Consider the following 25870-nt stretch of genomic DNA (forward strand, 5'->3'; position numbering starts at 1 on the left):
GGCGGCGCCGGGCTGGTGACGGGGGTGGTCCTGGCGTCGGTGCTCGTCGCCCTCACCGGGAAGGCCCCCGCGCCGCCCGTCTCCTCCTTCACCGGCTGCGGAGGGCCGGACCGGCTCACCGTGGCGACCGGCGCCGACATCACCGCCGGGAGCTTCCGCCGCGACCTCATCGAGGAGTGGAACCGCACGCACACCACCCAGGTCACCCTGGTGGAGGTGGCCGACCGCACCGACGAGGAGCGGGCCGAGATGGCGGGCCGGGCCCGGCTGGGGAGCTGCGCCTACGACGTGTTCTCGGTGGACGTCGCGTGGATGGCCGAGTTCGCCCGCAGCGGCTATCTCCGCCCCTATCCCCTCGATCCACAGGACGCCGAGCCCTTCGTGGACAACGTCCTGCAGGCCGGTCAGGTGGACGGCGTCCAGTACGCGGTGCCCTACGTCACCGACGTGCCCCTGCTCTTCCACCGCCGCGGCGTGTCCGTGCCCACCACGGTGGAGCAGCTGTGGAGATACGCCGGGGAGAAGGGCGGATACGCCGTGCAGCTCGGCGAATACGAGGGAGGGACGGTCAACCTGCTGGAGGCGGTCCGGTCCGAGGGCGGGAGGATCACCGACGGCGAACGGATCGTGCTGGACGACGGAGACTCCGGGCCGCGGGTGCGCCGGGCGCTGTCCCGCTGGCACGAGATGCTGCGCGCGGGGACCCTGGCGCGCGGGGCGGAGAACTTCTCCAAGGAAGACACCTTCAACACCTTCCGGGACGGATTCCTGGTGCGGGGGTCGAAGAACTCCGTGGAGGAGAGCAGTCTCCAGGCGTTCCGCGACGACGACGTGGCCTACATGCGCAACTGGCCGTTCGCCTTCCACCGCCTGGCCACCGACCGCTCGATGTACGACGACCAGGGGCGCCTGCGCTTCGGCATGGCGGCCCTGCCCGGGGTCGGCATCCTCGGCGGGTTCAACCTGGCGATCTCCGCGCACTCCGACAACCCCGGCAAGGCCCGCACGCTCATCGACTTCCTGACCGGGCACGACGCGCAGCTGAAGCTGTTCGCCTGCAGCGGGTATCCCCCCGTGCTCGAATCCGTCTACGAGGAATACCGCAGGAATCCGCGGACCTGCGCCCAGCTGCTGGCCGCTCCCGGGGAGGGGACGGGGAAGGGCTCCATGCCCTCCGGCGAGGACACCGAGATCACCGCCCCGATGCTCCAGGATCTGGCCGAGAAGATCTACCAGGGCCTGCGGAAGGCCGAGTCGCGTCCCAAATATTCCTACTACTCCGTTTTCAGTGAGGTGTTCCGCGCGTGTGCCCGCGCGGTGGTCACCGGTGACCTGCTCGCCAAGGAGCTGGATCTCGGCCGGCTGGCCGACGCCCTGCGCGACGCGCGCCGGGGCAGGGCTCCCGATGACACGGTCGGCACGCTGGCCCACTGCGGGAAGCCCGAAGGCGGGCAGGGGCAGTAGGCGCGGGGCCGGACAGACCGGCCCTGACCAGGACGTTCATTCCCGCGCCGACCGGGAACGCTAGCCGGTCAGAGGGGGGATCGATGTGGAGCACAAGGAGTTAATCCAGACGGTGACGGAGCGTGCCGGTCTGTCGCGGGAGGAGGCGGCCGACCTCACCCGCGCGACACTCGAAACGCTGGGGGACCGGCTGAGCGCCGGAGAGGCCCGCCGTTTCGCCCTGCAGCTGCCCGAGCCGCTGCGGGAGTCGCTCTCCGTACGGGACAGGATCGAGCAGTTCGGCCTCCACGACTTCGTCACGCGGGTGAGCAGGCGGACCGGGCTGACCATGCAGGAGACCGAGCGCGGTGTCCGGGCCGTCCTCACGACGCTGCGCGAGGCGATCCCCGGCGACGTCTTCGACAACGCCATGTCACAGCTCCCCGCCGAGCTTCAGGAGATGGCCGAACCGATGGCCTGACGGGGCCGCGGGCTGTCCCGGACATATGTTCCGAACCGAGAACACGGCCGCTTACAGTCGATAGTAGGACAGTCACCATCGGTATCACCGGTGGGGAGCGCCGGACCGCCGCGGTCCACGGGCCGCACGGGCGGGTGCCCCGTACCGGCCGGCCACGCGCCGTGGCCCGCGCTCACGGCGGGTGCCCGTGCTCACGGCAGGTGATCGAGGGCGATCTGATCATCGACGGGACCTGAACGAGGTTCCCGGGGAGAGCAGGTGATCACATGACGGTGGATCCACCGATGGGCGCGTGCTGTGACGCCTCACCCTTCCCGCCCATCGCGGACTACGGTTTCCTGTCCGACTGCGAGGCCACCGCTCTGGTCGCGCCGAGCGGGAACGTCGAGTGGCTGTGCCTGCCCCGGATGGACTCCCCCAGCGTGTTCGCCGCCATCCTGGACCGGGACGCCGGGGGGTTCCGGCTCGGCCCCGCCGACATCAGGGTGCCGGCCGCGCGCCGCTACCTTCCGGGCACCATGGTGCTGGAGACGAGCTGGGGCACGCCGACCGGCTGGATCATCGTCCGTGACCTGCTGATCATCGGCCCCTGGCATCACGACGAGGAGCTGTCCAACACCCACCGCAGAGCGCCGACCGACTACGACGCCAGCCACGTGCTGCTGCGCACGGTGCGCTGCGTCAGCGGGGAGATGCAGATCACCCTCGACTGCGAGCCGGTGTTCGACTACGGCCGCAGGCCGGCCCACTGGGCCTACACGGACCGCAGCTACCACCAGGGCGTCGCCCGGGGAGACGGGGTGAACCTGGAGCTCAAGCTCACCACCGACATGCGGCTGGGGTTCGAGGGATCGCGGGCGACGGCGCGGACCCTGCTGAGGGAGGGGGAATCCCGCTTCTGCGCGCTGTCCTGGACCGCCCACGAACCGCCCTACACCTTCGAGGAGGCATACAACCGGCTCGTGTGGACGGCCCACCACTGGCAGCACTGGCTGGCCCGGGGCGACTTCCCCGACCATCCCTGGCGCAGATTCCTGGAGCGCAGCGCCCTCACCCTCAAGGGCCTGACCTTCGCCCCGTCCGGAGCGCTGATCGCGGCGGCGACCACCTCCCTGCCCGAGACGCCGGGCGGGGACCGCAACTGGGACTACCGCTACAGCTGGATCCGTGACTCGACCTTCGCCCTGTGGGGCCTGTACACGCTCGGATTCGACTGGGAGGCCGACGACTTCTTCTGGTTCATCGCCGACGTCGCCGAGCGGGACAAGGAGCTCCAGGTCATGTACGGCGTCGACGGCGAGCGCGACCTGGAGGAACACATCCTCGAATACCTGGAGGGCTACGAGGGGGCCAGGCCCGTCCGGGTCGGCAACGCCGCCTACCGGCACCATCAGCACGACGTCTGGGGGGCGGTCCTCGACTCCTTCTTCATCCACACCCGTTCCCGGGACCGCCTGGACGAGCGGATCTGGCCCATCCTGAAGCGCCAGGTCGAAGAGGCCATCAAGCACTGGCGGGAGTCCGACCGCGGCATCTGGGAGGTGCGCGGCCAGCCCAAGCACTTCACCTCGTCGAAGGTCATGTGCTGGGTGGCGGCCGACCGGGGGGCGCGGCTCGCCCGGCTCCGCCAGGACTTCGACCTGGCCGCCCGCTGGCAGGCCGCCGCCGACGAGATCCACGCCGACGTCTGCGCCAACGGGGTCACCGAGCGGGGGATCTTCAAGCAGCACTACGACAGCGACGCCCTCGACGCCTCGCTGCTGCTCATCCCGCTGGTGCACTTCCTGCCGCCCAGCGACCCCAGGATCCGCAACACCGTCCTGGCCGTCGCCGACGAGCTGACCGTCGACGACCTGGTCCTGCGCTACCTGCCGAAGGAGACCGACGACGGCCAGGCCGGCGAGGAGGGGACCTTCACGATCTGCTCGTTCTGGCTCGTCTCGGCGCTCACGGAGATCGGGGAGCAGAACCGCGCCCGCAGGCTCTGTGAGAAGGTCCTCTCCTTCGCCAGTCCCCTCGGCCTCTACGCCGAGGAGATCGACCCCGTCACCGGGCGCCATCTGGGCAACTTCCCCCAGGCCTTCACCCACCTGGCCCTCATCAACGCGGTCATCCACATCATCCGGGCGGAACGCGGCTCGCTGACCGAGAAGACATGGCGAACATCCGTGACGGGATCACTGTGACCGGGCACGACGCTCCGCGCAGCAGCGACTGGGCGGTCGGGCCGAGCGGGAGCTCAGCAGGGTCGTCGTGCCCGCGGTCATTGATCACCACCAGGTCGGCGTGGTCGGCCGCGCCGTGCAGCACCGTCGTATGGGGCCGCGTCTCGACCATGGTCTCCACCGTCACCTGGGGATACTTCTCCTCCCACACCGAGACGGTGCTGTAGAAGCGGGTCGCCAGCTGCCGGGTGTCGTCCAGGTCCTCGGGGCACAGGCAGATCGCCGTCAGCACCGCGTGCCGCAGCTTGGCCTCCTCGAACGCCATCCCGAGCCCCGAGCGCTCCGGATCGGCGCCCTCCACACCGACCACCACGCGGCCCGCGGCGGGCCGGCTGCTCTCCCGGACGACGGCCACCGGGCAGTACGCGTGCGCGGCGAGCTGGGCCGCGGTCGAGCCGAGCTGCAGTTCCGGGAAGCCGCCCGCGCCACGCGGGCCGACCGCGACCAGGTCCGCGGTGGACGACTCGCCCACCAGGACCACTGCCGACGACCCCGTGACCAGCCGTCCCTGCACCTCCAGCCGGGGGGCCAGGCCACGGGCCAGGTTCACCCCCATGTCGAGCACGTGCTGGCCCATCAGCCGTACGGCCTCCAGCGCCTCGTCGGAGACGGGAGGCATGGGATAGGGCCACTGCCAGGCGTGGCAGACGACCAGGGGGATGAACCGCATGCGGGCCTCGTTCACGGCCCACCGGAGAGCCTGCTGGCTCGCTTTCGAACCGTCGTACCCGGCGACCACCGGCCGCGCGTCGTCTGTCTGCATGGCGACCTCTTCCCCCTGCTTCCCCCGGTGCCCCTCACCTCCATACTTGTCCTGTTCCTCGGCGATGGCGAGCGCCACGCCAGGTCAGAGCACTTCCTTTGGTGTCGGGGGAGGCGGTGCGGAGGTGTCGGGGAGGCAGGGGAGGCGGTGCGGCCGGTCAGGTCCGCTTCAGGATCCGGCGGCGGCGCCAGAGCACCAGGGGCACCGCGCCGGTGACCCCGAGCAGGAGCGGGGCCTGGGCGCCGACCGCTCCGGCGGCCCGCAGCGCGGGCTGGGAGAAGGTGTCGGGGATCGGGAGCGTGGTCGCGCGGGAGAACGGCCACACGATCACGAAGGCCCGGCCGATCACCTGTTCGGCCGGGATTGTGCCGCCCCCCGGGTCGCCCTGGTGCATGCGGGAGTCGTAGGACACCCCGCGGTGGTCGCCCATCACCCAGAGCCGGCCCGGCGGCACCTTGATCTCGAACGTGCTGGCCGACGGCTTGTCGCCGGGGTAGAGGTAGTCCTCCTCGTCGAGCGGGACCCCGTTGACCGTGACGCGGCCCTTCGCGTCGCAGCACTTCACGGTGTCACCCGGCACGCCGATGACCCGCTTGATGTAGTCCTTCTCACCGGGGACGACGCCGAAGACGGTGCCGGCCCAGTGGAAGAAGGCCGCGATCGGGTTGGACGGCTCGGTGATCTCGACCTCGCCCTTCCACGAGTCGACCCCGGAGAAGACCACCACGTCGCCACGCTCGATGTCGCGGGTGTGGTAGACGAGCTTGTTGACCAGGACCCGGTCGTTGACCAGGAGCGTGTTCTCCATCGACTCCGACGGGATGTAGAACGCCTGGACGACGAAGCTCTTGATCAGCAGCGCCAGTAGAAGGGAGATTCCGACCAGGAGCGGGAACTCCACCCAGAACGAACGCTTCTTCTTGCCGCTCTTGGCCGACTGCTCGATGTCTTCGGCGACCACGTGCACCTCGTCCTCGGTGGGGCGGCCTACGCCGTAGCCCGGTCTTCGCTAGTCAACGCTGATGAGCCTAAATCATTGTCGTCACCGCTACCCCACGTTGAGGTGGCCGGACACCGTGACGGCCGTCGTCTTCCGCCGGGAGGAGGGGACGCGGACCGGCCGGGGACCGGACGCCACGCGTGCGGCCGCCTCACCGGTGGCCTGTCGCTAGGCTCCGAGACATGAATCGTCGGGTCGTCGCCATAGTGGTGCTCATCGGACTGATCGGGACGAGCGGTCTCGCGGTGGTCGCGTCGTGGGGGCTGTCGGGCTGAGCCCGCGCCGGCGGCGCCGTGGCGGACCGGGCTGGAGCCGGGCCGGCCGGGGTGCCGGGCCGGGCGGAGCCGCCGAGGCCGCGCCGGGGTGCCAGGCGGGACGCCGTGGCCGGGTGCCGGGTCGGGCGGAGCCGCCGGGGCCGCGCCGGGGTGCAGGGCCGGGTGGGTGCCGTGGCGGCCCACCCGGCTGCCGGGCCCCTGGACCTTCGCCCTAGACCTTCGCCATCGCGCTCTGTCCGGTGGGGAGCCGCTCCGGCTGGGGCTGCGGCTGGTACGGCTGCTGCTGGGGCATGCGCGCCTCGGGCTCCGCGGCGGTCTCCATGGCCGGCGGGCAGCTGCAGTATCCGTTGGTCACGATCAGGCGCCCTCGCTGCGGCGTGTATGTGCGGGAGTCGGCGGCGAGGAGAACACCTGTGCATGTATGGCAGACGATGGGCTGGGGATCCATGGACGGCTTCCTTTCTGAGGGTAGCCGTCGAACACCGCTGGGTCCGGCCGGCTGGCTGCTCCTGCCCTAGTGGGAAGACGTCAATCTGCCCACGGGGTTTTTATCTTACTTTGTGACATTTGGTATTCATTCAATTGCATTTGGTGACGCGGCGTATCGGCTTGCAGCTCCGAATGTAGCTCGCTCCGGGGTGCGCATGATCTAAAACTGGACAGGAAGTGGAGGAAAACACTTTTCTCCCTGCCGGTCCGGGCATGGTGATTGTTTTCCTTGGTGCCGCCCTCCCGGCCCCGCGTCCGCTCGGTCTCTCCCTCCGCGCTCCGGGTCCTCCCCGGCGCCGTCGCGCCTCCCCGGCGTCCTCCCTCGCGCCCCACGTCTCCCTGGCATCGCTCTGATGCCTTCCGGTTTCAGCATAAAGCGAACTACAGTTCGTATATGAACCGGGTCCTGATTCTCATCGACGTCCAGCGCAACATGCTCCTGCCCCCGGAGCCGGTGCCCGGCGCGCGCGAGGTCTCCTCCGCGATCGCGACACTGCTGGAGCGTGCCCGCGCGGGTGGAGTGCCCGTCGTCTTCGTGCGCAACAACGGCGGGGAGGCCGACCCAGACTTCCCGGGGACCCCGGGCTGGGAGCTGGTCCACGAGGTGCTCCCGGGAGAGCACGTGGTCGACAAGCGCACCCCCGACTCCTTCCTCGACACCGGCCTCGCCTCGGTCCTGCCGCCCTCGGCGGCCCTCGTCGTGGCCGGGATGCAGAGCGAGTGGTGCGTCCGGGAGACCTCCCTGGCCGCCCTCGGGCGGGGGCACGCGGTCACCCTCGTACGGGGTGCCCACGCGACCTACGACGGGGACGAGACCGCCGCGGCCGTCTCCCGGGAGGTCGAGCGGGAGCTGGCCGCGGCGGGGGCCGAGGTGGTGGATCTCGACGAGGTCGTCATGCCGTGACCTGGTCCCGCACCACGGGCCGGTCGGCGGCCATGGGCCTGCGCAGCAGCAGCGCGTTGGCGGCCACCGCGACGCAGACCAGGCCGAGCAGGAAGCCCCAGCTCACGTCGGTCAGGTGGTGCATGCCGCGATACATCCGGGAGTAGGCGATCCCCACCGGGATCCCCAGGCCGACTGCCCACCACAGCAGGTTGAGGATCTTGTAGCGGTGGGTGTGCAGGGTCAGCACCAGCGCGACGCCGCAGTAGAAGGCGACGGCGGCGCTGGTGTGCCCCGAGGGGAAGCTGGAGGTGGGCGGCGCCGGATCGAGGTGCTCGACCGTGGGCCGCTTGCGCTCGGCGAAGACGGTCGCCAGCAGGAAGATCGCCGACTGGGAGAAGACCGCCAGCGCCAGGAAGATCGACTCGTTCCAGCGTCTGAACGCCAGCAGGAAGACCACGAAGAGCAGCGCGGTGCCCGTGATGATCACCGGGGTGTCCGACAGGTTGGACACCACGTCCGTGACGGAGGTCCAGAAGGTCGTCCGGCCCTTGACCATCTGGGCGTTCACCCCCTCGTCGTTCGCGATGAGGGTGGTCGTCTGGAGGACTTTGGTGATCAGGAGCCCGACGCCGAGTGTCAGGGCGGTCATCACGGCCAGTGGCAGCAGGATGAGACGGGCCACGCCCTTGAAGTCGACCGACAGTTTAGGCATGGGGCGCGAGCTACCCTGAATTTTACCTTCAGAACGCCTCGGGCTCGACGCCTTCCTTGAGCGGTTCGACCGGTCTGCGCCCCTCGTCCCGGCGCCAGCTCTCGAACCCGGCGGCGGTCCCGGCGACCACCACCACGCCCAGCGCGACCCCGGCGACCACGTCGCTGAACCAGTGCACGCCTAGCGCGACCCGGCTGTAGGCGACGAAGACCGTGATGACCGCCGCGACGGCCCACAGGGCGAGCCGGGAGAGCCGGCCCTTCAGGTAGGGCAGCAGGAGCAGCACCAGGACGCAGGTGCCGGTCGCCGCGCCCATCGCGTGCCCGGAGGGGAAGGAGGCGCCCGGGGCCCACGACACCGGGTCGGGCAGCACCGGCCGCGCCCGGTCGACGATCCCCTTGACCGCCAGGTTGAGCAGGCCGCTGACGGTGATCGTGACGACCGCCCAGATCGCCAGGCGCCGCGCTCCCCGTAGCCATAGCCAGACCGCGGCCAGCACCACCAGGACGCGCCACGTCGTGGGGCCGAACACCTCCGTCGCCACGTTGAGGAAGCGCGTGTAGCCGGGGTCGGCCAGGGCGTAGGCGTGGAACTGCCGGGCCACGCTCTCGTCGAGGTCGTTCAGCGGTGCGAAGGAGGACAGCACGAACACCAGCAGCAGGACGAACGGGATCGAGAACAGCGCGACCGCCACCGTGGCGACCGTCAGCCGCACGCCCAGACGACGGTCCGAATCATGATGATCGTGATGATCGAGTAGCCTGACCATCGTTCATGGCTACCCGATGACAGGCGGATATGCCTAGGACCGCCGACAGACTCAGGCGGCGTGGCGCCCCTCGCGCCGGGTGGTCCAGCGCAGCACGTCGCAGTGGCGCCGCTCGGCCTCGGCGAGGGCGGACTCGTCGGTGTAGGAGTCGAGCACGGCCCGAAGGTGCGGCATCTGCCCGGCGACGTCGGCCCACGCCTGCGTGGGGTCGTCGGAGCCGAGCTCGATCAGCGCGTCCAGGTGCGCGGCGTAGGCCGTCCACCACTGGCGGCTCAGCTCGGCGAGGAACCCGTCCAGGCCGCCGAACTCCTGCTGGATCTCGGACTCCCACCATGGCGGTACCGTGGTGTCGCCGGTCTCCGCCATATCGCGGAGCACGACATGCACCAGTGTGCGACGCCGACGGACGATGGCGGAACGTGACAAGCTGTTCATGTTTCCACCTTGTCGGTCCCTGCTTGCGGAACGCTTAACGATCTATTGACGGCAATGTAAGGCCGTGACGCTATAAGCGGGAGCAGGAACCGCTTGGCCGTAGTCATCGCACACCACTAGTCTTCAAAGCGCAGTTCATTCCGCCTTGCGTCCGCGGAGCTACCTCAACGCGGAGGAAGCCTCATGGCCCAAGGTGTCGAATTCCCCACGGTCGTCGACCGCACCCTGAACGCTCTCGCGGACGCTCTGGGCGCCGACGGCGCGGCCCTGATGCTGATCGACGATCACGACCGGTTACGCGCGGTCGCCGGCTCCGACGACGACGGCCGGCGGCTGGAGCTGGCGCAGGAGCGGACCGGCTCCGGGCCGGCGGTGGAGAGCCTCGCCCATGGCGCGGACGTCGCGGTGAACGATCTCCGCGCCGCCCGCCCCTCCGGCTTCCCCGGTCTGGCCCCCCATGCCTCCGGGATCCGCGCCGTGCTGTCGGTGCCGCTGCGCGGACGGCCGGCTGATCGGCACCCTGAATTTCTACGACCGGGTCAGCCATGAATGGCAGCCCGCGAAAGTCCGGACGGGCGAACGCCTCGGCGAGCTCATGGTGATGGTCCTGCAGACCCTCGCTCATAAATCACCTATTTCCGGGCAGTCGTAGTGAGCAAGTCAAGTAACCAGGCCGACGCTGAAAGGCGCCACACATATGACGCACATTGACCCGGAAGCGCTGGTCGCCAGCTTGAGACGGCTCCGGACGACCTCTCCCGCGACGGGCATAGTCCACCAGTTGGAGCGGGCCGTGGATGTCGTTGACACGCTTTTCGGCTATTCGGGGGCGGGTCTGATGTTTGCGGAGGAGAGCAAGGATCTGCGTTATTTGGTCGCCACCGACGACCGGGGGCGCAGTCTTGAGGGCGCCCAGCTCCATCTGGGCCAGGGGCCATGTGTGTCCGCCTACGAGGAGAACACCGCGGTGACCTCCTCCGACGTGCACGCGGACCCGCGCTGGCCGCAGCTCGCCGACCGGCTCCACCCCGAGGTGCGGGCGGTCGCCGGAGTGCCGGTACGGCTTGGCGGGGCTCCGGTGGGCACCTTGAACGTCTACCAGTCCGAGCCTTATGACTGGGACGAGTCGGATATCCAGGCACTCAAGGCATATGCCGACGTGATCGAGCAGTTGCTCACCGCGGCGATGGCCGCCGAGGAGAAGAGCGCCCTGGCCGACCAGCTCCAGTACGCCCTCGACTACCGGGTGGTCATCGAGCGGGCCGTCGGCTACCTGATGGGCAAGCACGACCTCACCGCGGCCCAGGCGTTCACCGGTCTGCGCAAGCAGGCCAGGGACAGCCGCCGCCGGGTGGCCGACCTCGCGGCGGAGGTGCTCGGCGAGGGAGCCGGCGGACTGCGGTGATCGCGGAGGGCGCCCCATGGCACGGCCGGGGCGTGCCCCGCCCCGCGGGGGGACTAACCTGATCGGTGATGTATCGATTCGTGTTCACGCAGGTCCTCAGCCGCTTCGACCCGGAGGCCGCGCACCACCTGACGCTCGGCGCGCTCCGCCTCCTGTCGGTGACGCCGGTGGTCAAGCGGCTGGTCCACCGCCGTCTCGCACCGCGCGACCCCGCCCTGCGCGTGCAGGCCTTCGGCGTGCACTTCCCCGGCCCGTTCGGGCTGGCGGCGGGCTTCGACAAGGACGCCGGCTGCGTGGAGGCCATGTCCGCGCTCGGCTTCGGCCATGTCGAGGTCGGCACGGTCACCGCGCACGCCCAGCCGGGCAACGCCAGGCCCCGGCTGTTCCGGCTGGTCCGGGACCGGGCGATCATCAACCGGATGGGCTTCAACAACGCCGGCGCGAGCGCCGCGGCCCGGGCGCTGAGCAGGCCCCGCGGCGTCCCGGCGATCGTCGGCGTCAACATCGGCAAGACCAAGGTCGTGCCCGAGTCCGAGGCCGTCCACGACTACGTGGCCAGCGCCAAGGAGCTGGCCCCGCTGGCCGACTACCTGGTCGTCAACGTCAGCTCGCCGAACACCCCCGGCCTGCGCGACCTCCAGGCCGTCGAGCTGCTGCGCCCGCTGCTCCAGGCGGTCAAGGAGGTCGCCGACGGCACCCCCAGGCGCACCCCGCTGCTGGTCAAGATCGCCCCCGACCTGGCCGACGGCGACGTGGACGCGGTCGCCGACCTGGCCCTGGAGCTCGGGCTCGACGGCATCATCGCGACCAACACCACGATCAGCCGCGAGGGCGTCTCCAGCACCGAGACCGGCGGCCTGTCCGGCCGTCCGCTGAAGGCCCGCTCACTGGAGGTGCTGCGCCGGCTGCGCGCCCGGGTGGGCGATCGTCTGGTGCTCGTCTCCGTCGGCGGCGTCGAGGACGTGGACGACGTCTGGGAGCGCCTGCTCGCCGGGGCCACCCTGGTCCAGGGCTACAGCGCGATGATCTACGAGGGGCCCCTCTGGGCCCACCGCATCCACCGTGGGCTCTCCCGCCGGCTCCGCCGCCATGGCGTCGGCGACCTGCGTGAAATCATCGGCCGCACCGCGGGCTGAGTAATACCCTGGGTGGGTAACCCTCGGACATTGGAGGCGCGATGAGCGTGAGCACATATACCGTCACCGGCATGACCTGCGGCCACTGCGTCAGCTCGGTCAAGGAGGAGGTCGGCGAGGTCCCCGGCGTCACCGGGGTCGAGGTCGACCTGGGGAGCGGCCGGGTGGACGTCTCCGGCGACTCCCTCGACGACGCCGCGATCCGCGCCGCCATCGAGGAGGCCGGCTACCAGGTGGCCGGCTGACCGTGCGGGGCTGCGGCGTCCGGAGGCCGGGACCCCGCGTCCCGGCCGCAGGACGCCCCTGACGGCCCCCTCCCGTACGGCGCGCCGCCCGGCTCCCGCCGTCCGCCGGCTGTGACGGGCGGGCCGTACGGTCACATGCTCGGCCGGGTGGAGTCCGCGAGGTGGGTCAGCTCCTCCAGGCGCTTCATGACCTCCTCCACCTTGACGGCCCCCGGGCGGTGCCGGCGGTGGCCGGCCCCGCCGAGCTGCCAGGGGCGCGGGCCGGTCAGCGGGCGATACTCGACGCCCAGCGCGTCCAGCCGGCCCAGATGCCTTTCGAGCCGCGCGGCGAACCCGGGGCCGGCCGCGCCGGACCAGGCGACCTCGGCCAGCGCGCAGCCCCGGGGCCAGGCCCGGTAGTCCACCGCCCGCCCGTCGGGCAGGCGCTCGGTCCACAGCTGGAACTGCGCCCCGACGACGCGCTCCCGCTGCCCGGCCGTCCACGACTCCGGCGCCGGGTCGAAGGCCGCGACGTCCGAGACGGTGATCGCCTCGCCGATGGCGAGCGGCTCCTCCTCGGAGGCGGCCTCGGCGTAGTCGAAGTAGAGCGGGAAGACCGGTGTCTGCACCACGTCGTGCCCGGCCTCGGCGGCGCGCCGGGCCACTCCGGGCCCGCGCCACGGCATCACGATCGTGTCGGGCCGCAGCATGCCGCTGACGAACGCCTCGTCCCAGACGACCGCCCGGCTGCCCCGCTCGGCCAGCAGGTCCGCCAGCCTGCGCAGGAACCAGGCGTGCAGGTCGCTCAGGCTCTCCAGGCCGAGCTCCCGCCGGTAGGCGACGATCTCCGGCGCGGCGGCCCAGTCGTCGAGCACGCACTCGTCCCCGCCGACGTGCACGTAGGGCGTCTCGCCCAGCGCGCCGAGCATCTCGTCGATCACCGCGATCAGGAAGTCGACCGTCGGCGGGAGGGGGGACAGGATCGCGGGGGAGATGCCCCACCGGTCCAGCACGGTGAAGGGCTCGGGCTCCCGGCCGTCCGTGGCCCGCGCGTCGAGCGCGGGATAGGCCGCGAGGATCGCCGAGGCGTGTCCCGGCACGTCGATCTCGGGCACGATCGTCACGGCCCGCGCCCGGGCGTAGGAGGCGATCTCCGCGAGGTCGTCCAGCGTGTAGTAGCCGCCGTGCGGCACCTCGTCGAAGGCGGGCCCGTCCTCGCGCCGGCCGGTGGCCGTGCGCGGCCGGTGCGAGGCCACCTCGTGCAGCCTGGGGGCGATCCGGCTCTCGACCCGCCACCCCTGGTCGTCGACCAGGTGCAGGTGGAGCCGGTTCAGCTTGTGCGCCGCCATGAGGTCGACCATGCGGAGCACCTCGCGCTTGGGCATGAAGTGCCGTGCCACGTCGAGGTGGACCCCCCGCCAGGAGAACCGGGGCGCGTCCTCCACCCGGCAGGCCGGAACGGTCCAGCCGGCCTGGGCGACGGTCCGGAACGCCGCGTCGGGCAGGAGCTGCCGCAGCGTCTGGCCCGCGTAGAACGCCCCCGCGTGGTCTCCGGCCGCGATCCTCACCTCCGCGGCCGTCACCTCCAGCCGGTAGGCCTCCGCACCCAGCGACGCGTCCCGCTCCACCACGACGCCCCCCGCCTCCGCGGGGCGCAGGTCCAGTACGGCGAGCGCCGACCGCAGCCCGTCCACCAGCTCGGCGGGGCCGGAGACGGAGGTGCCGGGAGAGAGCGCGAAGGAGCCGGACGCGGGCTCGAAGACGGCAGGGAGCGGCAGGAGGTCAGTCATGCCTCAGATCATGCCAAGTTGGCCTAGACCACGCATTACTTGAGGTAGTTCTGCAGCCCGTCGGCGAGGGAGAGCGCCATCTTCTGCCGGAACGCCGGGTTCTGGAACTTGGCCGCGTCACCCGAGTTCCGCATGTTGCCGCACTCGACGAAGATCTTGGGAACCGTGGAGAGGTTCAGGCCGCCGAGGTCGTTGCGGAAGCTCAGGGCCTTGCTGCCGACGTAGGTGGAGTAGGGCATGCCGGCGACGGACTTGATGGAGTCGCGCACGTCGAGACCGAGCTCCCTGGAGGCGCCCACCACCGGGTCCACCGGACCGTTGATCTTCTTCGGGATGATCACGTGGAAGCCGTGGCCGGCCGGGGCCGCCCCGTCGGCGTGGACCGAGATCGCCGCGTCCGCCTTGGCCTTGTTGCCGATCGCCGCCCGCTCGGTGATGCACGGGCCCACGCCGGAGTTGTTCGGGCGGGTCAGCTTCACCGTCGCACCACGCTCCCGGAGGATCTTGGCCAGGCGCTGGGAGACGTCCCAGGTGAAGGCGGCCTCGCTGTAGCCGTTGTTGGTGGCGGTGCCGGTGGTGTCGCAGGCCTTCCACTGGGTCAGGACGTTGACCTGCTTGTTGATCTTCGCGGGGAACTTGTAGTTGAGCCCGTTGTGGCCCGGGTCGACGACCACGACCTTGCCGCTCAGCGGCTTGGCCGGGGCCTTCCCACCCGCCGTGGTGGCCGCGGCGGCCGGGGCCGCCTCGGTGGCCCGGGACACCGTCCGGGAGGCGGGCTCGCCGTTCCCCGCCGAGCCCGCGGTGGCGCCGCTGACGGTGCCGGCGGTGCCGCCGCAGGCGGCGGCGCTCAGGCCGCACAGGACAAGGGCCGCCGCGAATGCTTTGGTGGTCACGTTCATCCCCCTCGAAGGAAACCCGTCAACCATCCAACTTACGCGGCCCGGCGCCGTGGCCCGGCCGCCGTCACCAGACGTGCTCGCCGGCCTCCTGCTTCTGCAGCAGCGAGGCGAGCTCCCTGGCGTCCTCGGCGTCCAGTCCCAGGACCACGCGCGGACGCCCCCATGGATGGTCGATCGAATGGGCCACGTAACTCGCCACGGACTCGGCTCCGGCGTCGCCGTTCCGGCCTCGGGCGGCCCGCCAGTGCGCCCAGGCCCGCTCAAGCTCGGCCGCCGCGCGCTGAGCGCATGACACAAGTTCCGGATCACGCATTGTTACCCCCTCTCGTCACATCTGAGTCAACACCAGGGCTCCGCCGCCACTTCGATGCTTGACCTGAACTTGACGAGGTCCTAGGGCCCGCCTGGGCGTGCTGCAACGCTCCAGGCGGGCCCTTTACCCCTGGACGGGGCCCGTGCTGCGCCGTACGACGAGCCGGGGGGTGACCTGGCGCAGGCGCGAGGTCTTGCCCGGGTCGCCGATCCGGTCACTGAGCAGCGTCGCCGCCGAGCGGCCCATGGCGCGGCGGGGCTGGTCGACGGTGGTCAGCGAGATCGGCTGGGCCGCCGCGAGCTGGATGTTGTCGTAGCCGACCACGGAGAGGTCCTCGGGCACCCGCAGGCCCAGCTCGGCCGCGGCGGAGAGCACGCCCATGGCGACGGCGTCGTTGGCGGCGAAGATCGCGGTGGGCCGGGGGTCGCGGGTGAGCAGGCTCCGCGCGGTCAGCGCGCCGCCCTCCTCGGTGCACTCTCCCTGCTCGACCATGATGTACGGCGCCAGCGCGTGCCTGCGCATCGCCACCAGGTAGCCCTCGCACCGGAACCGTCCGGAGGAGGAGCGGGAGCCCTCGATGTGGGCGATCCGGCGGTGGCCGAGCTCCACGAGGTGGTCGATGGCCAGGCGGGCGCCGAGCTGGTCGTCGTCCACGACGATGTCCACGCCGCCGAGGTCGATGTCGCGCTCGCCCACCACGACCGTCGGCGTGTAGCCGGTGGCCTCGATGAGCGTCTCGCTGGTGGGCGCGATGCCGAGCAGCACGAGCCCGTCGACCCGCAGCTCCAGGAACGCCTCGACCGCCTCGTCCTCGAAGGCCGGGTCCCACTGGCTGTTGCCGATGAGCAGCCGGAGGCCGTCGCCGTGCAGGCTCTCCTGCAGGCCGTCGAGGAACTCGGCGTAGAACGGGTTGTGCAGGTCGGCGACGAGCGCCCCGACCAGATGGGTGCGGCCCTCGACCAGGCTGCGCGCGACCGCGTTGGGCCGGTAGCCGAGTTCTCTGGCCGCCTGCAGCACTGCCTGCCTGCGGTGCTCGCTGACGTGCGGCGAACCGCGTAGCACGAGCGACACCAGTGATTTGGAGACACCGGCCCGCTCGGCCACGTTGCGGATCGTGGGCCGTGGGCGTGGTCCGCCGCCGTCCGGTGAGACGGGCTCGGCGAACTCGCGGGCTCGGGTGACGGTGGTGTTGACCGGTGGTCCTGACATGGCTCTCCCCCGGGGTGGTGGATGGGCACCTGTCACTCAAAACGATCGAGTTCCGAATGGGGTACGGCTTCCGCCCAAGGGAACTCCGATCTTGACGTCACCGCCGCCGCGGACGGACTCCGATAGTGTGCGGACTGTGGGTTCGACATCCGGAGCCGCCAAGCAGGACAGACCTGCGGCGGAGGCCGCGCGACCGGCGCGGCGCAGGCTCAGCGTGGACCGGCGCCGCGAGGAGCTCATGGCGGCGGCCCTGGAGCTGTTCAGCAAGCGCGACGCCGAGGATGTCTCCATCGACGACGTGGCCTCGGCGGCCGGTGCGTCGCGGGCCCTGGTCTACCACTACTTCGGCGGCAAGCAGGAGCTCTACGTCGCCGCGCTGAAGAGCGCGGCGGCCGAGCTGGAGGCGCGCCTGCAGCCCCCGGGGGGCGGCCGGCCGCTCGACGACCTCGCCGGGGGACTGGGGCGCTACTTCGACTTCGTCGAGGAGCACGCGGCGGGGTTCGCCGCGCTGCTCAGGGGCGGCCCGGCCAATCGCAGCGGCGAGATCGGGGAGATCGTCGACAGTGTCCGGCACCGTCTGTTCCGCCTCATCATGAAACAGATGCGGGTCGACGAGCCGGGGCCCGCCCTCCGCATCACGCTGCGGTCGTGGATCGCCTCCGTCGAGACGGCTGGTCTCGACTGGCTGGAGCACCGGGACATCGGGCGCCCGGGGCTTGAGCGCATGCTGGTCGATCAGATGGTGGCGCTGCTCGGGGTGGCCGCGGAGCACGACGCGCAGGTCCGGCAGCTCCTTGAGGATCTGGTCCGCGAACACGCACCGTGACCGGCCGACCCTCCGGAGGCCGTACGGGGCCGTGCCGGGGCGGCGCCGGACGGGCGACGCCGCTCCCCACAACAACCCGTTTGGCCTACGCGCTCACGTGGTGAGCGCGCGGCTGTTCCCCCCTGGGCCCGTGACGGCCCCCGTGTTACTCGGAACGCTGCTGTGGAATCCCCGCCAGCAGCGCGCGAACCTCGGTCTCCCGGTAGCGGCGGTGCCCACCCAGCGTGCGGATGGACGTCAACTTGCCGGCCTTCGCCCACCGTGTAACGGTCTTGGGATCGACGCGGAACATGGTTGCGACCTCCGCCGGGGTGAGCAGCGGCTCTGCCTCGGGTGTACGAGCTGACATTTGTGCGGCCTCTCCTCCATGTGGACCGGCGACAGCGATCCTGCGACTTGACGCTTGTCACGGATGTCCCCCTATGGCCCCTTGCGTGCGGCTGTTCGGACCATATGCGGCATCACCCGATGTGACCATACAGCCACGTAGAGCGATTGGCGAGTCTTTGAGTGACTCATCTCTCTTGTGCACCTGTTGTTGTCACGCTCGGTGATTCTAGCGACACGTTTCGTGGTATCGCAGTGAAAACGGCAAACTACTCAGTTCGTAGACGTGTCGCCGGTCATCGACCGAACTACTTATGCAGGTCAGAGGGATGATTTGCGACTCAGTTTGCTGATTCGAGAAGTTGTATTGATCTCCACCGGAGAATCACTCGCTGGTACATGGCGTAGGCCAACTCTTCCTCGCCGGTTTCCAGACCCGTGAGAGCGGCCGCGAGCTCGGCCACGGACTGGTCTGCCTGGAGCTTCTCGTCGTCCATGAGATGGACGATGCCGCCGTAGTCGAGCTCCACCAGCGAGTGCGGGTGGAACTCCTCCAGCCAGCGCGCCACCTCCTCGACCTCGGTGGCCACCGAGATCTCCCCCGCCTGCCTGCGGATGATCTGCAGGGCGCGGGCGCTGCGGCGCCGGGCGTGGGCCATGGAGGTGACGTAGATGAGGTTACGGGTGGTGACCGTGCCCCCGGGGCCGCGCCGCCCGTCGAGGACCAGCCAGCGCTCGTTGCCGTCGAAGGGTACGAACCACGACGTCGGAACGTGCCACGTCGAGGTCCGGATGTGGGTGCGCAGCGCCGCTGAGTCGCTGCGGCGTTTGAACCTGTCGAAGTCGTCGGCCGTCTGCTCGGCGATGGAGGTCGGCACGAAGCGCTCCATCAACCTCGCCGGCGTCGTCCCGCGGAAGCGTGAGAAGGCCAGCCACGATCTCAGCCTGCTCTGCCAGGGGCAGACATAGAGCACGTCCTCTACGCGCCTGAGATAGGCGTTGGGGCTCTCCTGGGCGGGTGCGGGAGCGGGCGGGACCCCCAGGAGGCGACGGACCGCCTCGCCGTGCTCGGCGTGGAGCGCGCTCGCGCGGCGGGGCCGGTCGGTCGCCTCGGCGTAGGCGGCCCACGAGACGCGTTCCGACGGGGTGAACGCGGTCAGGGGTTCGTAGACGCGGAGGTACGCGGCATAGGGCAGCACGTCCGCATCGTGTCACGAAGGACCTACTGTTGTCCGGTATCGACCCCGTGCGAGCCGTGCCACCGCTTGTCCGTCTCGGCTGGTGAGAAGCGCCGCCGCCGGTCGCGTCTCGGGTAGTGAGAACGGTCCCTCGACGGCATCGTCCCGCCCGGAGTTGTGGTTACGCTGAGAGTGATCTCCGCCGCGATGGAGCGGCGGACCTGGCGACCGGGAGTCACCACCGTGACCGACGTCTTCGGGCTGTCTCACAAGGACACCAGCCCCGCAAGCGGCCAAGCCAAGCACGAGCAGGTCATCTTCTGCTCCGACGAGCGCAGCGGCCTCCACGCGATCATCGCGATCTACAACACCGCCCTCGGCCCGAGCCTCGGGGGCACCAGGTTCTATCCCTACGAGAGCGAGCAGGCCGCGCTGGCCGACGTCCTCAACCTCTCGCGGGCGATGGCCTACAAGAACGCCCTGGCCGGACTCGACCTCGGCGGCGGCAAGGCCGTCATCATCGGCGACCCGGCCACGGACAAGAGCGAGGCGCTGCTGCGCGCCTACGGCCGGTTCGTGCAGTCCCTCGGCGGCCGCTACTTCACCGCGTGCGACGTGGGCACCTACAGCGAGGACATGGACATCGTGGCCCGCGAGAGCTCCTACGTGACCGGTCGCACGGTCGCCCAGGGCGGGGCGGGCGACTCCTCGATCCTGACCGCCTACGGCGTGTTCCAGGGCATGCGGGCCGCGGCCGAGCACGTCTACGGCGCGTCGACGCTGCGCGGCAGGCGGATCGGCGTCGAGGGCGTGGGCAAGGTGGGTCACCGCCTGGTCGACCATCTCGTCGAGGACGGCGCCGAGGTCGTGATCTGCGACGTCAGCGAGCAGGCGGTCGAGCGGGTCCGGAGCCGCCACCCCCAGGTCGAGGTCGTCGCCGACCAGGTGGAGCTCACCGCGGCCGGCATCGACGTCTACGCCCCCTGCGCGCTCGGCGGGGCGCTGGACGACGACACGGTCGCCCGGCTGCGCGCCGCGATCGTCTGCGGCGGGGCCAACAACCAGCTCGCCCACCCGGGCGTGGAGAAGGAGCTCGCCGACCGGGGCATCCTCTACGCGCCCGACTACGTGGTCAACTCCGGCGGCGTCATCCAGGTCGCGGACGAGATCCAGGGGTTCAACATGGAACGGGCCAAGGCAAAGGCGACCCAGATCTACGACACGACTCTCAAGATTTTCAGGGCGGCGGCGGAGGATGGCATCCCTCCGGCTGTCGCAGCCGATAGGCTAGCCGAACGCAGAATGTCGGAAGTCGGGCGAATTAGGGGCATTTGGCTAGGCCACTAGCCCCTCGCGCCCATACGGCGTACCGAGCCGGGCGTAAAACAGGTACGGTTGTAGTCGAACGAGAGCTGACGCCTCAAGTCAGGTGGCGTCAGTGCGTGGTGCGTTAGCGACGAGGGGTCGGGCACGACCCCACACGAGGGGGTCGAGCCAATGGGGCGCGGCCGAGCAAAGGCCAAGCAGGTCAAGGTTGCTCGCCAGCTGAAGTACAACAGCGGTGGCACTGATCTTGAGCGTCTTCGCGACGAGCTCGGAGTCAGAGACGACTCCAACCACAATGACGACGCCGACGACTCCTACGATGAACTGGCGGATCGGTATGCCGATTACGCCGATGACTTCGGTTCCGGAGACGACCGGGACGAAGGCGCGCCCGGCCGCCGCTAGGCGAGCTTCAGGTTGAGCACGAGCAGGACACCCGGTGGCTGAGAGCCGCCGGGTGTTTCTCCGCGCGGGTCGGTCTTTGAAAGCGCTCCGGTGAGCCGGGGCGCTTTTCGGCGTTCCCGCCCCTGACCCGCTTTCCGGCGTTCCCACCTCTGATCCGGAAGGCGTGGCACGGCCGGACGCCGGGCGGTCCGCACCCGTGCCGAGGGGCGCCGGACGATGGTGACCGGCGCCCCGTGCGGCGGGCTAGCGGTAGTGCGCCCGGCCGGTGCCGGGGACGATCTCGCCGAGCACCCAGGCCGGCAGGTCGCGCTCCTTGAGCAGGGCCAGAGCCGGGTCGACGGCCTCCGGCGGGACGATCGCCGCCATCCCCACCCCCAGGTTGAAGGTGCGGTCCATGTCGGCCTGGGCCACCTTGCCGTGCCCCGCGAGCACCTCGAAGACGGCCGGCGGGGTCCAGGACGAGCGGTCCAGCAGCGCGTCCAGCGTCGGCGGCAGGGAGCGCGACAGGTTGCCCTCCAGGCCGCCGCCGGTGATGTGCGCGTAGGCGTGCACGTCGAGCGCGCGGGCCAGCTCCAGGCAGTCGAGGGAGTAGATCCTGGTCGGCTCCAGCAGCTCCTCGCCCAGGGTGCGGCCCAGCTCGGCGAGCTCGGCCTCCAGGGAGAGCCCGGCGAGCTTGATGATGTGCCGGACCAGCGAGTAGCCGTTGGAGTGCACGCCGGAGGAGGCCAGCGCCAGCACCACGTCGCCCTCGCGGACCCGGTCCCGGCCGAGCATCTTCTCGGCCTCGACCACGCCGGTGGCGGCGCCCGCCAGGTCGTACTCGTCGGCGCCCATCGCCCCGGGGTGCTCGGCCGTCTCGCCGCCGATCAGGGCGCAGCCCGCCAGACGGCAGCCCTCGGCGACGCCGCCCACGATCTCGGCGATCCGCTCGGGGACGACCTTCCCGCAGGCGATGTAGTCGGTCATGAACAGCGGCTCGGCGCCGCAGACCACCAGGTCGTCCACGACCATGCCGACCAGGTCGATGCCGATCGTGTCGTGCTTGCCGAGCGCCTGCGCCAGCATGACCTTGGTGCCCACCCCGTCGGTCGAGGTGGTCAGCAGGGGCCGCCGGTAGCCCAGCAGGGCCGAGGCGTCGAAGAGACCGGCGAAGCCGCTGGCGTCGTCGACGACCTCGGGCCGCCGGGACCGGGCGACCTTCGACTTCATCAGCTCGACGGCGCGCTCGCCCGCGTCGATGTCCACGCCGGCAGCTGCATAGCTGGTCACAGCTTGGCCTCCAGGACGTATTTGCCCACGTTGTCACGGTCGATGGCGATCGGATACACGCCGTCGAAGCAGGCTCGGCAGAGCCGCTCGGCGGGGATCGTGGTGGCCTGGGTCAGGCCCTCCAGCGAGATGTATCCGAGGGAGTCGGCGCCGAGCGAGGCACGGATCTCCTCCACGCTGAGCGAACCGGCGATCAGCTCGGCCCGGGTCGCGAAGTCGATGCCGTAGAAGCACGGCCAGGAGACCGGGGGAGAGGAGATCCGGACGTGGACCTCCCGCGCGCCGGCCTCACGCAGCATCTTGACGATCGCCCGCTGGGTGTTGCCGCGCACGATCGAGTCGTCCACGACGACCAGACGCTTGCCCGCGACGACTTCCTTCAGCGGGTTGAGCTTGAGCCGGATGCCGAGCTGGCGGATCGTCTGGGACGGCTGGATGAAGGTCCGGCCGACGTAGGAGTTCTTGACCAGGCCCTGGCCGTACGGGATCCCGCTCTCCTCGGCGTAGCCCACGGCGGCGGGGGTGCCGGACTCCGGGGTCGGGATGACCAGGTCGGCCTCGACCGGGTGCTCGCGGGCCAGCACGCGGCCGACCTCGACGCGGGTGCTCTGCACGCTGCGCCCGGCGATCGTGGTGTCGGGGCGGGCCAGGTAGACGTATTCGAACAGGCAGCCCTTGGGCTCGGCCAGCGCGAACTTGCGGGACCGCACGCCGCGCTCGTCGATGGTGATCAGCTCGCCGGGCTCGATCTCCCGGACGAAGGTGGCGCCCACGATGTCGAGGGCGGCGGTCTCGGAGGCGACGACCCAGCCGCGCTCCAGCCGGCCCAGCACCAGCGGGCGGATGCCCTGCGGGTCACGGGCCGCGTAGAGCGTCTTCTCGTCCATGAAGACGAGCGAGTAGGCGCCCTTGACCTGCGGCAGGAGCTCGGCGGCGGCGTCGTCGATGGACTGGCTGCGGTCCTGGGCCAGCAGCGACGCCAGGACCTCGGTGTCGGTGGTCGCCCTGGTCGCGCCCGGGGCCAGGCGCCGGGCCAGCTCCGGAGTGTTGATCAGGTTTCCGTTGTGGGCGAGCGCGAGCCCGCCGTCCTCGGTCGAACTGAGCGTCGGCTGGGCGTTCTCCCAGACGCTCGACCCGGTGGTCGAGTAGCGGCAGTGACCGACGGCCAGGTGGCCGCGGAGGGTCCCGAGGATCGACTCGTCGAAGACCTGGGCCACCAGGCCCATGTCCTTGTAGACGAGGATCCGGCTGCCCTCGCTGACCGCGATGCCCGCGGATTCTTGACCGCGGTGCTGCAACGCGTACAGCCCGTAGTAGGTGAGTTTGGAGACTTCCTCCCCTGGTGCCCAGACGCCGAAGACGCCACATGCGTCCTTCGGGGGCCGGTCATGGGGATCAAGGTCATGGCTCAGATGGCCGTCGCCCTTCAGCACGTGCTTCAGTCTAGGTCGGCCTCTTCGCTGCTCGCACCCCGGGGCCAGGTCTACCGTTGTCCCACTTTGGCCGAACAATCGTCGGGGTTTTGCCGTGTCGGTCTGTTTCATCGCATGGCGGCGGGGGAGTGTGGGGTATCCGGCATGCCTATGCGTCGGGAGAACAGACGTGACAACACCTGAGGACCCTAACCAGCCTGACCCGCGGCGCGAGCCCCGGGACCGGCGATCCGAGCAGGAGGGGACGGGTCCGGAGTCCTCCGGAATCTCCGAAGACGCGGCCGTTCCGAGCGAGCCGGCCGTTCCGAGCGAGCCGGCCGCTCCCGGCTCCGACCAGACCGTTTTCCGCCCGGATGACCCCTCCACGTGGTCGGCGCCCGATCCCGCCGAGACCCCACGTCCGTCGCCCGAACCCACGTCCTCAAGCGGGCAGCCCCCGTCCGGGCCCGCCGGTCCCTCCGCCCAGCCGCCGTCTGAGCCGGTGTCGCCGTCCGAGCGCGTGACGCCGTCTGAGCCGGTGTCGCCGTCCGGAGGATGGCCGTCGGAGCCCGTCGCCCAAGCCGGGCGATGGCCGTCGGAGCCCGAGGAGCCGGAGGAGCCCGCCCCGTGGTCCCCCCGGCCCGCCGGTCCCGGCGAGACCCCGCCGGGGCAGCCGGTCTCCACGCCCGAGGAGCCGGTGCTGCCGGGACACCCGGACGTGCCCACCGCGCCGGAGGTCCCCAAGCCGGTCCAGGCGGACCCGGACGCCACCGAGACGTTCGAGCCGCCGGTCACCCCGGGGGCGGAGGCTCCGCCCGCCTACCCGGTCCCGGGCGCCACCCCGCCCGCCTACCCGGGCTGGGAGAGCGCCTCGGAGGGGACGACCTCGGGCGGGGACGACAGGGGTGGGGAGGGCGCGGCCGTGCCGCCGAGCGCCGCCCAGCCCTCACGCTACGACCCGCCGACACCTTCCGAGGGGTTCCCCTCGACCCCGCGGCGCGCTCCCGAGCAGCCCGTCGGCGGCTCCCAGCCCGAGCCGCCGCCAGGCGGCCCGTACGGCGCCGCTCCCGGCGAGCGGCCCGGACCCGCCGGGGAGGAGCCCGCCGGAGACGTCTCCGGCGCCTACGGCGCTCCGCCCTACACCGGCGTCCACGCCGCCCGGCCGGAGGAGCCGGTCGATCCGTCCCGGCAGCCGCCCCCCATCCCGCCGGCCGGCGGCCCGTCCTACCCGTCCCAGGCCGGCCCGTCCTACCAGCCGGGTCAGCCGTACCAGCCCGGCCAGCCGTACCAGGCGCCGCCCCCGGGAGGCCCCGCCTATCCGGGCACGCCGTACCCGGCCTATCCGGGGCAGGAGGGGCCGCGCAAGGAGGGCGGCGGGCTCGGCACCACGGCGCTGGTGCTCGGCATCGTGAGCCTCTTCCTGCTCGTCGTGTGCGGCCTGGGCGCGCTGACGGCCGTCGTCGGACTGATCATCGGCATCGTCGCGGTGGCCAAGAACTCCAACCGCGGCCGCGCCTGGGTGGGCATCGCCCTGAGCGTCCTGACCCTGATCATCGCCGTGGTCCTGCTGGCCTGGCTCTACAGCAAGATCGGTGACTGTGCGAACCTGCCTCCCGAGCTCCAGCAGCGCTGCATCGAGGACAAGTTCGGCGTCCAGACCTGAGCCTGTTCGGCGGAGCGCGCCGCCCCCGGGCCGGTACCGGCCCGGGACGGCGGGGCCCTGGGGGACGGCGCCGGTCCGGGGCGCCGGGCGGGCGGCTACGGCACCGGCAGGTGCTCCGACAGGTCGGCCCGGGCGCCGCTCGCGGCGACCTTCCCGGCCGCCACCGCCTCGGCCCACGCCAGCCGTCCGGTGGCCAGCTCCAGCCAGGTCCGCGCGTCGGTCTCCACCACGTTGGGCGGGGTGCCCCGCGTGTGCCTGGGGCCCGCCACGCACTGCACCGCCGCGTACGGGGGGACGCGGACCTCGACGGTCCGGCCGGGCGCGGCCTCGGCCAGGCGGTCCAGCAGGTGCCGTACGGCGAAGCGCGCGATCTCCCGCTCCGGACGGATCTGCCGCCCGTAGGCCCGCAGGACCACCGGCACACAGGCCGCCAGCAGCGCCGGAAGGTCGCCGGGCCCGTCGTAGGACGGCTCGTCGAGTGCGGTCAGTTGGGCGTCCAGCGCGGCGCGGACCTTGGCGGGATCGGGCTTGTGAGGTGGCACGCACTCCATCATGCCCGTCCGGGGCCACGGCTGATTGCGACATATGGTTCATCACACGGGCAAACGTCGTTCACCGCAGGTTCTACTTGTCCACATAGCGTCTCGGCCGGAACGACCGCGCACACCCTTGGAGGACCCTGTGGCGAACCTGTCGCCGCGCAGACCGCTCCCGCTGCTCATGAGCCCCCACAAGGGTGGACGTAGCGCGCTCACCTGCCAGTTCCGGTGCGGCAACCAGTGCGCCCACGACGTGCTGAACACCAGCGACAACGCCTACTTCGGCGACGTGGTCGCCGAGGCGATGTCCCGGCGGGGCGTGCTGCGGGCCGGCGCGCTCGGCGCGCTCGCGGCCGGCGTGGGGATCGCCACGGCGGCCCCGGCCGCCGCCGACCCGGACCCGGAGGCGGCGCAGGCCGCCCTCTCCGGCGGCGACCGCCACGGCGGCGTCCCCCGCTTCACCGCCGTCCC

At 71.0% G+C, this 25870-nt stretch carries 27 protein-coding genes and 1 pseudogene; 13 read left to right on the forward strand and 15 right to left on the reverse strand.

What is annotated here, in order from left to right; all coding sequences use genetic code 11:
• The 3 genes from ACWDS7_RS27020 to ACWDS7_RS27030 all read left to right on the forward strand — a co-directional run.
• Window positions 1-1464: extracellular solute-binding protein (locus ACWDS7_RS27020; RefSeq protein ID WP_451931558.1), on the forward strand; the 1464-nt coding region annotated here is incomplete at its 5' end.
• An 85-nt stretch (window positions 1465-1549) separates the two neighbouring features.
• The gene (locus ACWDS7_RS27025; RefSeq protein WP_451931559.1) at window positions 1550-1924 is read left to right on the forward strand and encodes a DUF2267 domain-containing protein; all 375 of its coding nucleotides are present in this window, start codon (window positions 1550-1552) and stop codon (window positions 1922-1924) included.
• A 266-nt stretch (window positions 1925-2190) separates the two neighbouring features.
• Window positions 2191-4110: a glycoside hydrolase family 15 protein gene (locus tag ACWDS7_RS27030; RefSeq protein ID WP_451931560.1), complete on the forward strand. Its 1920-nt coding sequence runs from the start codon at window positions 2191-2193 to the stop codon at window positions 4108-4110.
• Here ACWDS7_RS27030 and ACWDS7_RS27035 read toward each other — a convergent pair.
• From ACWDS7_RS27035 to ACWDS7_RS27045, 3 genes are all read right to left on the reverse strand, one after another.
• Window positions 4043-4912 carry a universal stress protein gene (locus ACWDS7_RS27035; protein WP_451931561.1) on the reverse strand — a complete coding sequence of 290 codons (870 nt, stop codon included), beginning with the start codon at window positions 4910-4912 and terminating at the stop codon, window positions 4043-4045. The genes ACWDS7_RS27030 and ACWDS7_RS27035 overlap by 68 nt on opposite strands.
• A 157-nt stretch (window positions 4913-5069) precedes the next feature.
• Entirely contained in the window at window positions 5070-5879 is an 810-nt protein-coding gene (lepB, locus tag ACWDS7_RS27040) for a signal peptidase I (protein ID WP_306862609.1), read from the reverse strand.
• A gap of 519 nt (window positions 5880-6398) precedes the next feature.
• Window positions 6399-6635: a hypothetical protein gene (locus tag ACWDS7_RS27045; RefSeq protein ID WP_451931562.1), complete on the reverse strand. Its 237-nt coding sequence runs from the start codon at window positions 6633-6635 to the stop codon at window positions 6399-6401.
• A 435-nt stretch (window positions 6636-7070) separates the two neighbouring features.
• On the opposite strand from ACWDS7_RS27045, the gene ACWDS7_RS27050 reads away from it, so the two are divergent.
• The gene (locus ACWDS7_RS27050; RefSeq protein WP_451931563.1) at window positions 7071-7580 is read left to right on the forward strand and encodes an isochorismatase family protein; all 510 of its coding nucleotides are present in this window, start codon (window positions 7071-7073) and stop codon (window positions 7578-7580) included.
• On the opposite strand, the gene ACWDS7_RS27055 is transcribed toward ACWDS7_RS27050, so the two are convergent.
• From ACWDS7_RS27055 to ACWDS7_RS27065, 3 genes are all read right to left on the reverse strand, one after another.
• On the reverse strand, window positions 7570-8274 hold the full coding sequence (locus ACWDS7_RS27055) for a phosphatase PAP2 family protein (protein WP_451931564.1): 705 nt from the start codon (window positions 8272-8274) through the stop codon (window positions 7570-7572). The genes ACWDS7_RS27050 and ACWDS7_RS27055 overlap by 11 nt on opposite strands.
• 28 nt (window positions 8275-8302) lie before the next feature.
• Window positions 8303-8989, reverse strand: coding sequence for a phosphatase PAP2 family protein (locus tag ACWDS7_RS27060; protein ID WP_451931565.1), 687 nt, complete (start codon window positions 8987-8989; stop codon window positions 8303-8305).
• Between the two features lie 105 nt (window positions 8990-9094).
• Complete coding sequence (locus ACWDS7_RS27065) at window positions 9095-9478, reverse strand: hypothetical protein (protein WP_451931566.1); 384 nt, start codon at window positions 9476-9478, stop codon at window positions 9095-9097.
• A gap of 183 nt (window positions 9479-9661) precedes the next feature.
• Here ACWDS7_RS27065 and ACWDS7_RS27070 point away from each other — a divergent pair, with 183 nt between their 5' ends.
• The 4 genes from ACWDS7_RS27070 (at window position 9662) to ACWDS7_RS27085 (ending at window position 12264) form a co-directional block, all read left to right on the forward strand.
• A complete protein-coding gene (locus ACWDS7_RS27070) occupies window positions 9662-10027 on the forward strand; it encodes a GAF domain-containing protein (RefSeq protein WP_451931567.1) in 366 nt (121 codons plus the stop codon).
• A 244-nt stretch (window positions 10028-10271) separates the two neighbouring features.
• On the forward strand, window positions 10272-10883 hold the full coding sequence (locus ACWDS7_RS27075; RefSeq protein ID WP_306862625.1) for a GAF and ANTAR domain-containing protein: 612 nt from the start codon (window positions 10272-10274) through the stop codon (window positions 10881-10883).
• Window positions 10884-10951: 68 nt separating this feature from the next.
• A complete protein-coding gene (locus ACWDS7_RS27080; protein WP_306862628.1) occupies window positions 10952-12019 on the forward strand; it encodes a quinone-dependent dihydroorotate dehydrogenase in 1068 nt (355 codons plus the stop codon).
• 41 nt (window positions 12020-12060) lie between these two features.
• Window positions 12061-12264, forward strand: a complete 204-nt coding sequence (locus ACWDS7_RS27085; RefSeq protein ID WP_306862631.1) for a heavy-metal-associated domain-containing protein — start codon at window positions 12061-12063, stop codon at window positions 12262-12264.
• A 131-nt stretch (window positions 12265-12395) separates the two neighbouring features.
• Here ACWDS7_RS27085 and ACWDS7_RS27090 read toward each other — a convergent pair whose 3' ends face one another.
• The 4 genes from ACWDS7_RS27090 to ACWDS7_RS27105 all read right to left on the reverse strand — a co-directional run bounded on the left by ACWDS7_RS27090 (window position 12396) and on the right by ACWDS7_RS27105 (window position 16454).
• Entirely contained in the window at window positions 12396-14033 is a 1638-nt protein-coding gene (locus ACWDS7_RS27090; RefSeq protein ID WP_451931568.1) for a beta-N-acetylhexosaminidase, read from the reverse strand.
• A gap of 35 nt (window positions 14034-14068) precedes the next feature.
• Window positions 14069-14926 carry an N-acetylmuramoyl-L-alanine amidase gene (locus ACWDS7_RS27095; protein WP_451931569.1) on the reverse strand — a complete coding sequence of 286 codons (858 nt, stop codon included), beginning with the start codon at window positions 14924-14926 and terminating at the stop codon, window positions 14069-14071.
• 70 nt (window positions 14927-14996) lie between these two features.
• Window positions 14997-15131, reverse strand: coding sequence for a hypothetical protein (locus ACWDS7_RS27100; RefSeq protein ID WP_451931570.1), 135 nt, complete (start codon window positions 15129-15131; stop codon window positions 14997-14999).
• 237 nt (window positions 15132-15368) lie between these two features.
• Window positions 15369-16454, reverse strand: a complete 1086-nt coding sequence (locus ACWDS7_RS27105; RefSeq protein ID WP_451931571.1) for a LacI family DNA-binding transcriptional regulator — start codon at window positions 16452-16454, stop codon at window positions 15369-15371.
• 136 nt (window positions 16455-16590) lie between these two features.
• Between ACWDS7_RS27105 and ACWDS7_RS27110 the strand changes: the two genes are divergently transcribed.
• Entirely contained in the window at window positions 16591-17280 is a 690-nt protein-coding gene (locus ACWDS7_RS27110; RefSeq protein WP_306862645.1) for a TetR/AcrR family transcriptional regulator, read from the forward strand.
• Between the two features lie 145 nt (window positions 17281-17425).
• On the opposite strand, the gene bldC is transcribed toward ACWDS7_RS27110, so the two are convergent.
• Together bldC and ACWDS7_RS27120 are read right to left on the reverse strand one after the other, a co-directional pair.
• On the reverse strand, window positions 17426-17629 hold the full coding sequence (gene bldC / locus ACWDS7_RS27115) for a developmental transcriptional regulator BldC (RefSeq protein WP_013133571.1): 204 nt from the start codon (window positions 17627-17629) through the stop codon (window positions 17426-17428).
• 319 nt (window positions 17630-17948) lie between these two features.
• Window positions 17949-18806: a hypothetical protein gene (locus ACWDS7_RS27120; RefSeq protein WP_451931572.1), complete on the reverse strand. Its 858-nt coding sequence runs from the start codon at window positions 18804-18806 to the stop codon at window positions 17949-17951.
• Window positions 18807-19028: 222 nt separating this feature from the next.
• Here ACWDS7_RS27120 and ACWDS7_RS27125 point away from each other — a divergent pair, with 222 nt between their 5' ends.
• The gene (locus ACWDS7_RS27125) at window positions 19029-20132 is read left to right on the forward strand and encodes a Leu/Phe/Val dehydrogenase (protein WP_451931573.1); all 1104 of its coding nucleotides are present in this window, start codon (window positions 19029-19031) and stop codon (window positions 20130-20132) included.
• Window positions 20133-20282: 150 nt separating this feature from the next.
• Entirely contained in the window at window positions 20283-20516 is a 234-nt protein-coding gene (locus ACWDS7_RS27130; protein ID WP_306862727.1) for a DUF3073 domain-containing protein, read from the forward strand.
• A gap of 243 nt (window positions 20517-20759) precedes the next feature.
• On the opposite strand, the gene purM is transcribed toward ACWDS7_RS27130, so the two are convergent.
• Window positions 20760-21785 (reverse strand): phosphoribosylformylglycinamidine cyclo-ligase, encoded by a 1026-nt coding sequence (gene purM / locus ACWDS7_RS27135; protein WP_306862730.1) that lies wholly within the window; start codon window positions 21783-21785, stop codon window positions 20760-20762.
• Complete coding sequence (gene purF, locus ACWDS7_RS27140; protein ID WP_451931574.1) at window positions 21782-23218, reverse strand: amidophosphoribosyltransferase; 1437 nt, start codon at window positions 23216-23218, stop codon at window positions 21782-21784. The genes purM and purF overlap by 4 nt, the downstream gene beginning before the upstream one ends.
• Before the next feature lie 499 nt (window positions 23219-23717).
• Between purF and ACWDS7_RS27145 the strand changes: the two genes are divergently transcribed.
• Window positions 23718-24860 carry a hypothetical protein gene (locus ACWDS7_RS27145; RefSeq protein ID WP_451931575.1) on the forward strand — a complete coding sequence of 381 codons (1143 nt, stop codon included), beginning with the start codon at window positions 23718-23720 and terminating at the stop codon, window positions 24858-24860.
• Window positions 24861-24955: 95 nt separating this feature from the next.
• Here the strand turns inward: ACWDS7_RS27145 and ACWDS7_RS27150 are convergent, their stop codons facing one another.
• A complete protein-coding gene (locus ACWDS7_RS27150; RefSeq protein ID WP_370879787.1) occupies window positions 24956-25411 on the reverse strand; it encodes a sterol carrier family protein in 456 nt (151 codons plus the stop codon).
• 130 nt (window positions 25412-25541) lie between these two features.
• Here ACWDS7_RS27150 and ACWDS7_RS27155 point away from each other — a divergent pair.
• Window positions 25542-25870, forward strand: a pseudogene (locus ACWDS7_RS27155) (phosphatase); the annotation flags it as partial.

The sequence above is a fragment of the Streptosporangium sp. NPDC003464 genome (assembly GCF_053588315.1).

Coding starts and splice junctions, on each gene's coding strand:
- ACWDS7_RS27035 (WP_451931561.1), bottom strand. CDS start 4,912: ATGCAGACAGACGACGCGCGGCCGGTGGTCGCCGGGTACGACGGTTCG.
- bldC (WP_013133571.1), bottom strand. CDS start 17,629: ATGTCAGCTCGTACACCCGAGGCAGAGCCGCTGCTCACCCCGGCGGAG.
- ACWDS7_RS27080 (WP_306862628.1), top strand. CDS start 10,952: ATGTATCGATTCGTGTTCACGCAGGTCCTCAGCCGCTTCGACCCGGAG.
- ACWDS7_RS27150 (WP_370879787.1), bottom strand. CDS start 25,411: ATGGAGTGCGTGCCACCTCACAAGCCCGATCCCGCCAAGGTCCGCGCC.
- ACWDS7_RS27090 (WP_451931568.1), bottom strand. CDS start 14,033: ATGACTGACCTCCTGCCGCTCCCTGCCGTCTTCGAGCCCGCGTCCGGC.
- ACWDS7_RS27050 (WP_451931563.1), top strand. CDS start 7,071: ATGAACCGGGTCCTGATTCTCATCGACGTCCAGCGCAACATGCTCCTG.
- ACWDS7_RS27030 (WP_451931560.1), top strand. CDS start 2,191: ATGACGGTGGATCCACCGATGGGCGCGTGCTGTGACGCCTCACCCTTC.
- ACWDS7_RS27055 (WP_451931564.1), bottom strand. CDS start 8,274: ATGCCTAAACTGTCGGTCGACTTCAAGGGCGTGGCCCGTCTCATCCTG.
- ACWDS7_RS27070 (WP_451931567.1), top strand. CDS start 9,662: ATGGCCCAAGGTGTCGAATTCCCCACGGTCGTCGACCGCACCCTGAAC.
- ACWDS7_RS27085 (WP_306862631.1), top strand. CDS start 12,061: ATGAGCGTGAGCACATATACCGTCACCGGCATGACCTGCGGCCACTGC.
- ACWDS7_RS27105 (WP_451931571.1), bottom strand. CDS start 16,454: ATGTCAGGACCACCGGTCAACACCACCGTCACCCGAGCCCGCGAGTTC.
- ACWDS7_RS27065 (WP_451931566.1), bottom strand. CDS start 9,478: ATGAACAGCTTGTCACGTTCCGCCATCGTCCGTCGGCGTCGCACACTG.
- ACWDS7_RS27045 (WP_451931562.1), bottom strand. CDS start 6,635: ATGGATCCCCAGCCCATCGTCTGCCATACATGCACAGGTGTTCTCCTC.
- ACWDS7_RS27130 (WP_306862727.1), top strand. CDS start 20,283: ATGGGGCGCGGCCGAGCAAAGGCCAAGCAGGTCAAGGTTGCTCGCCAG.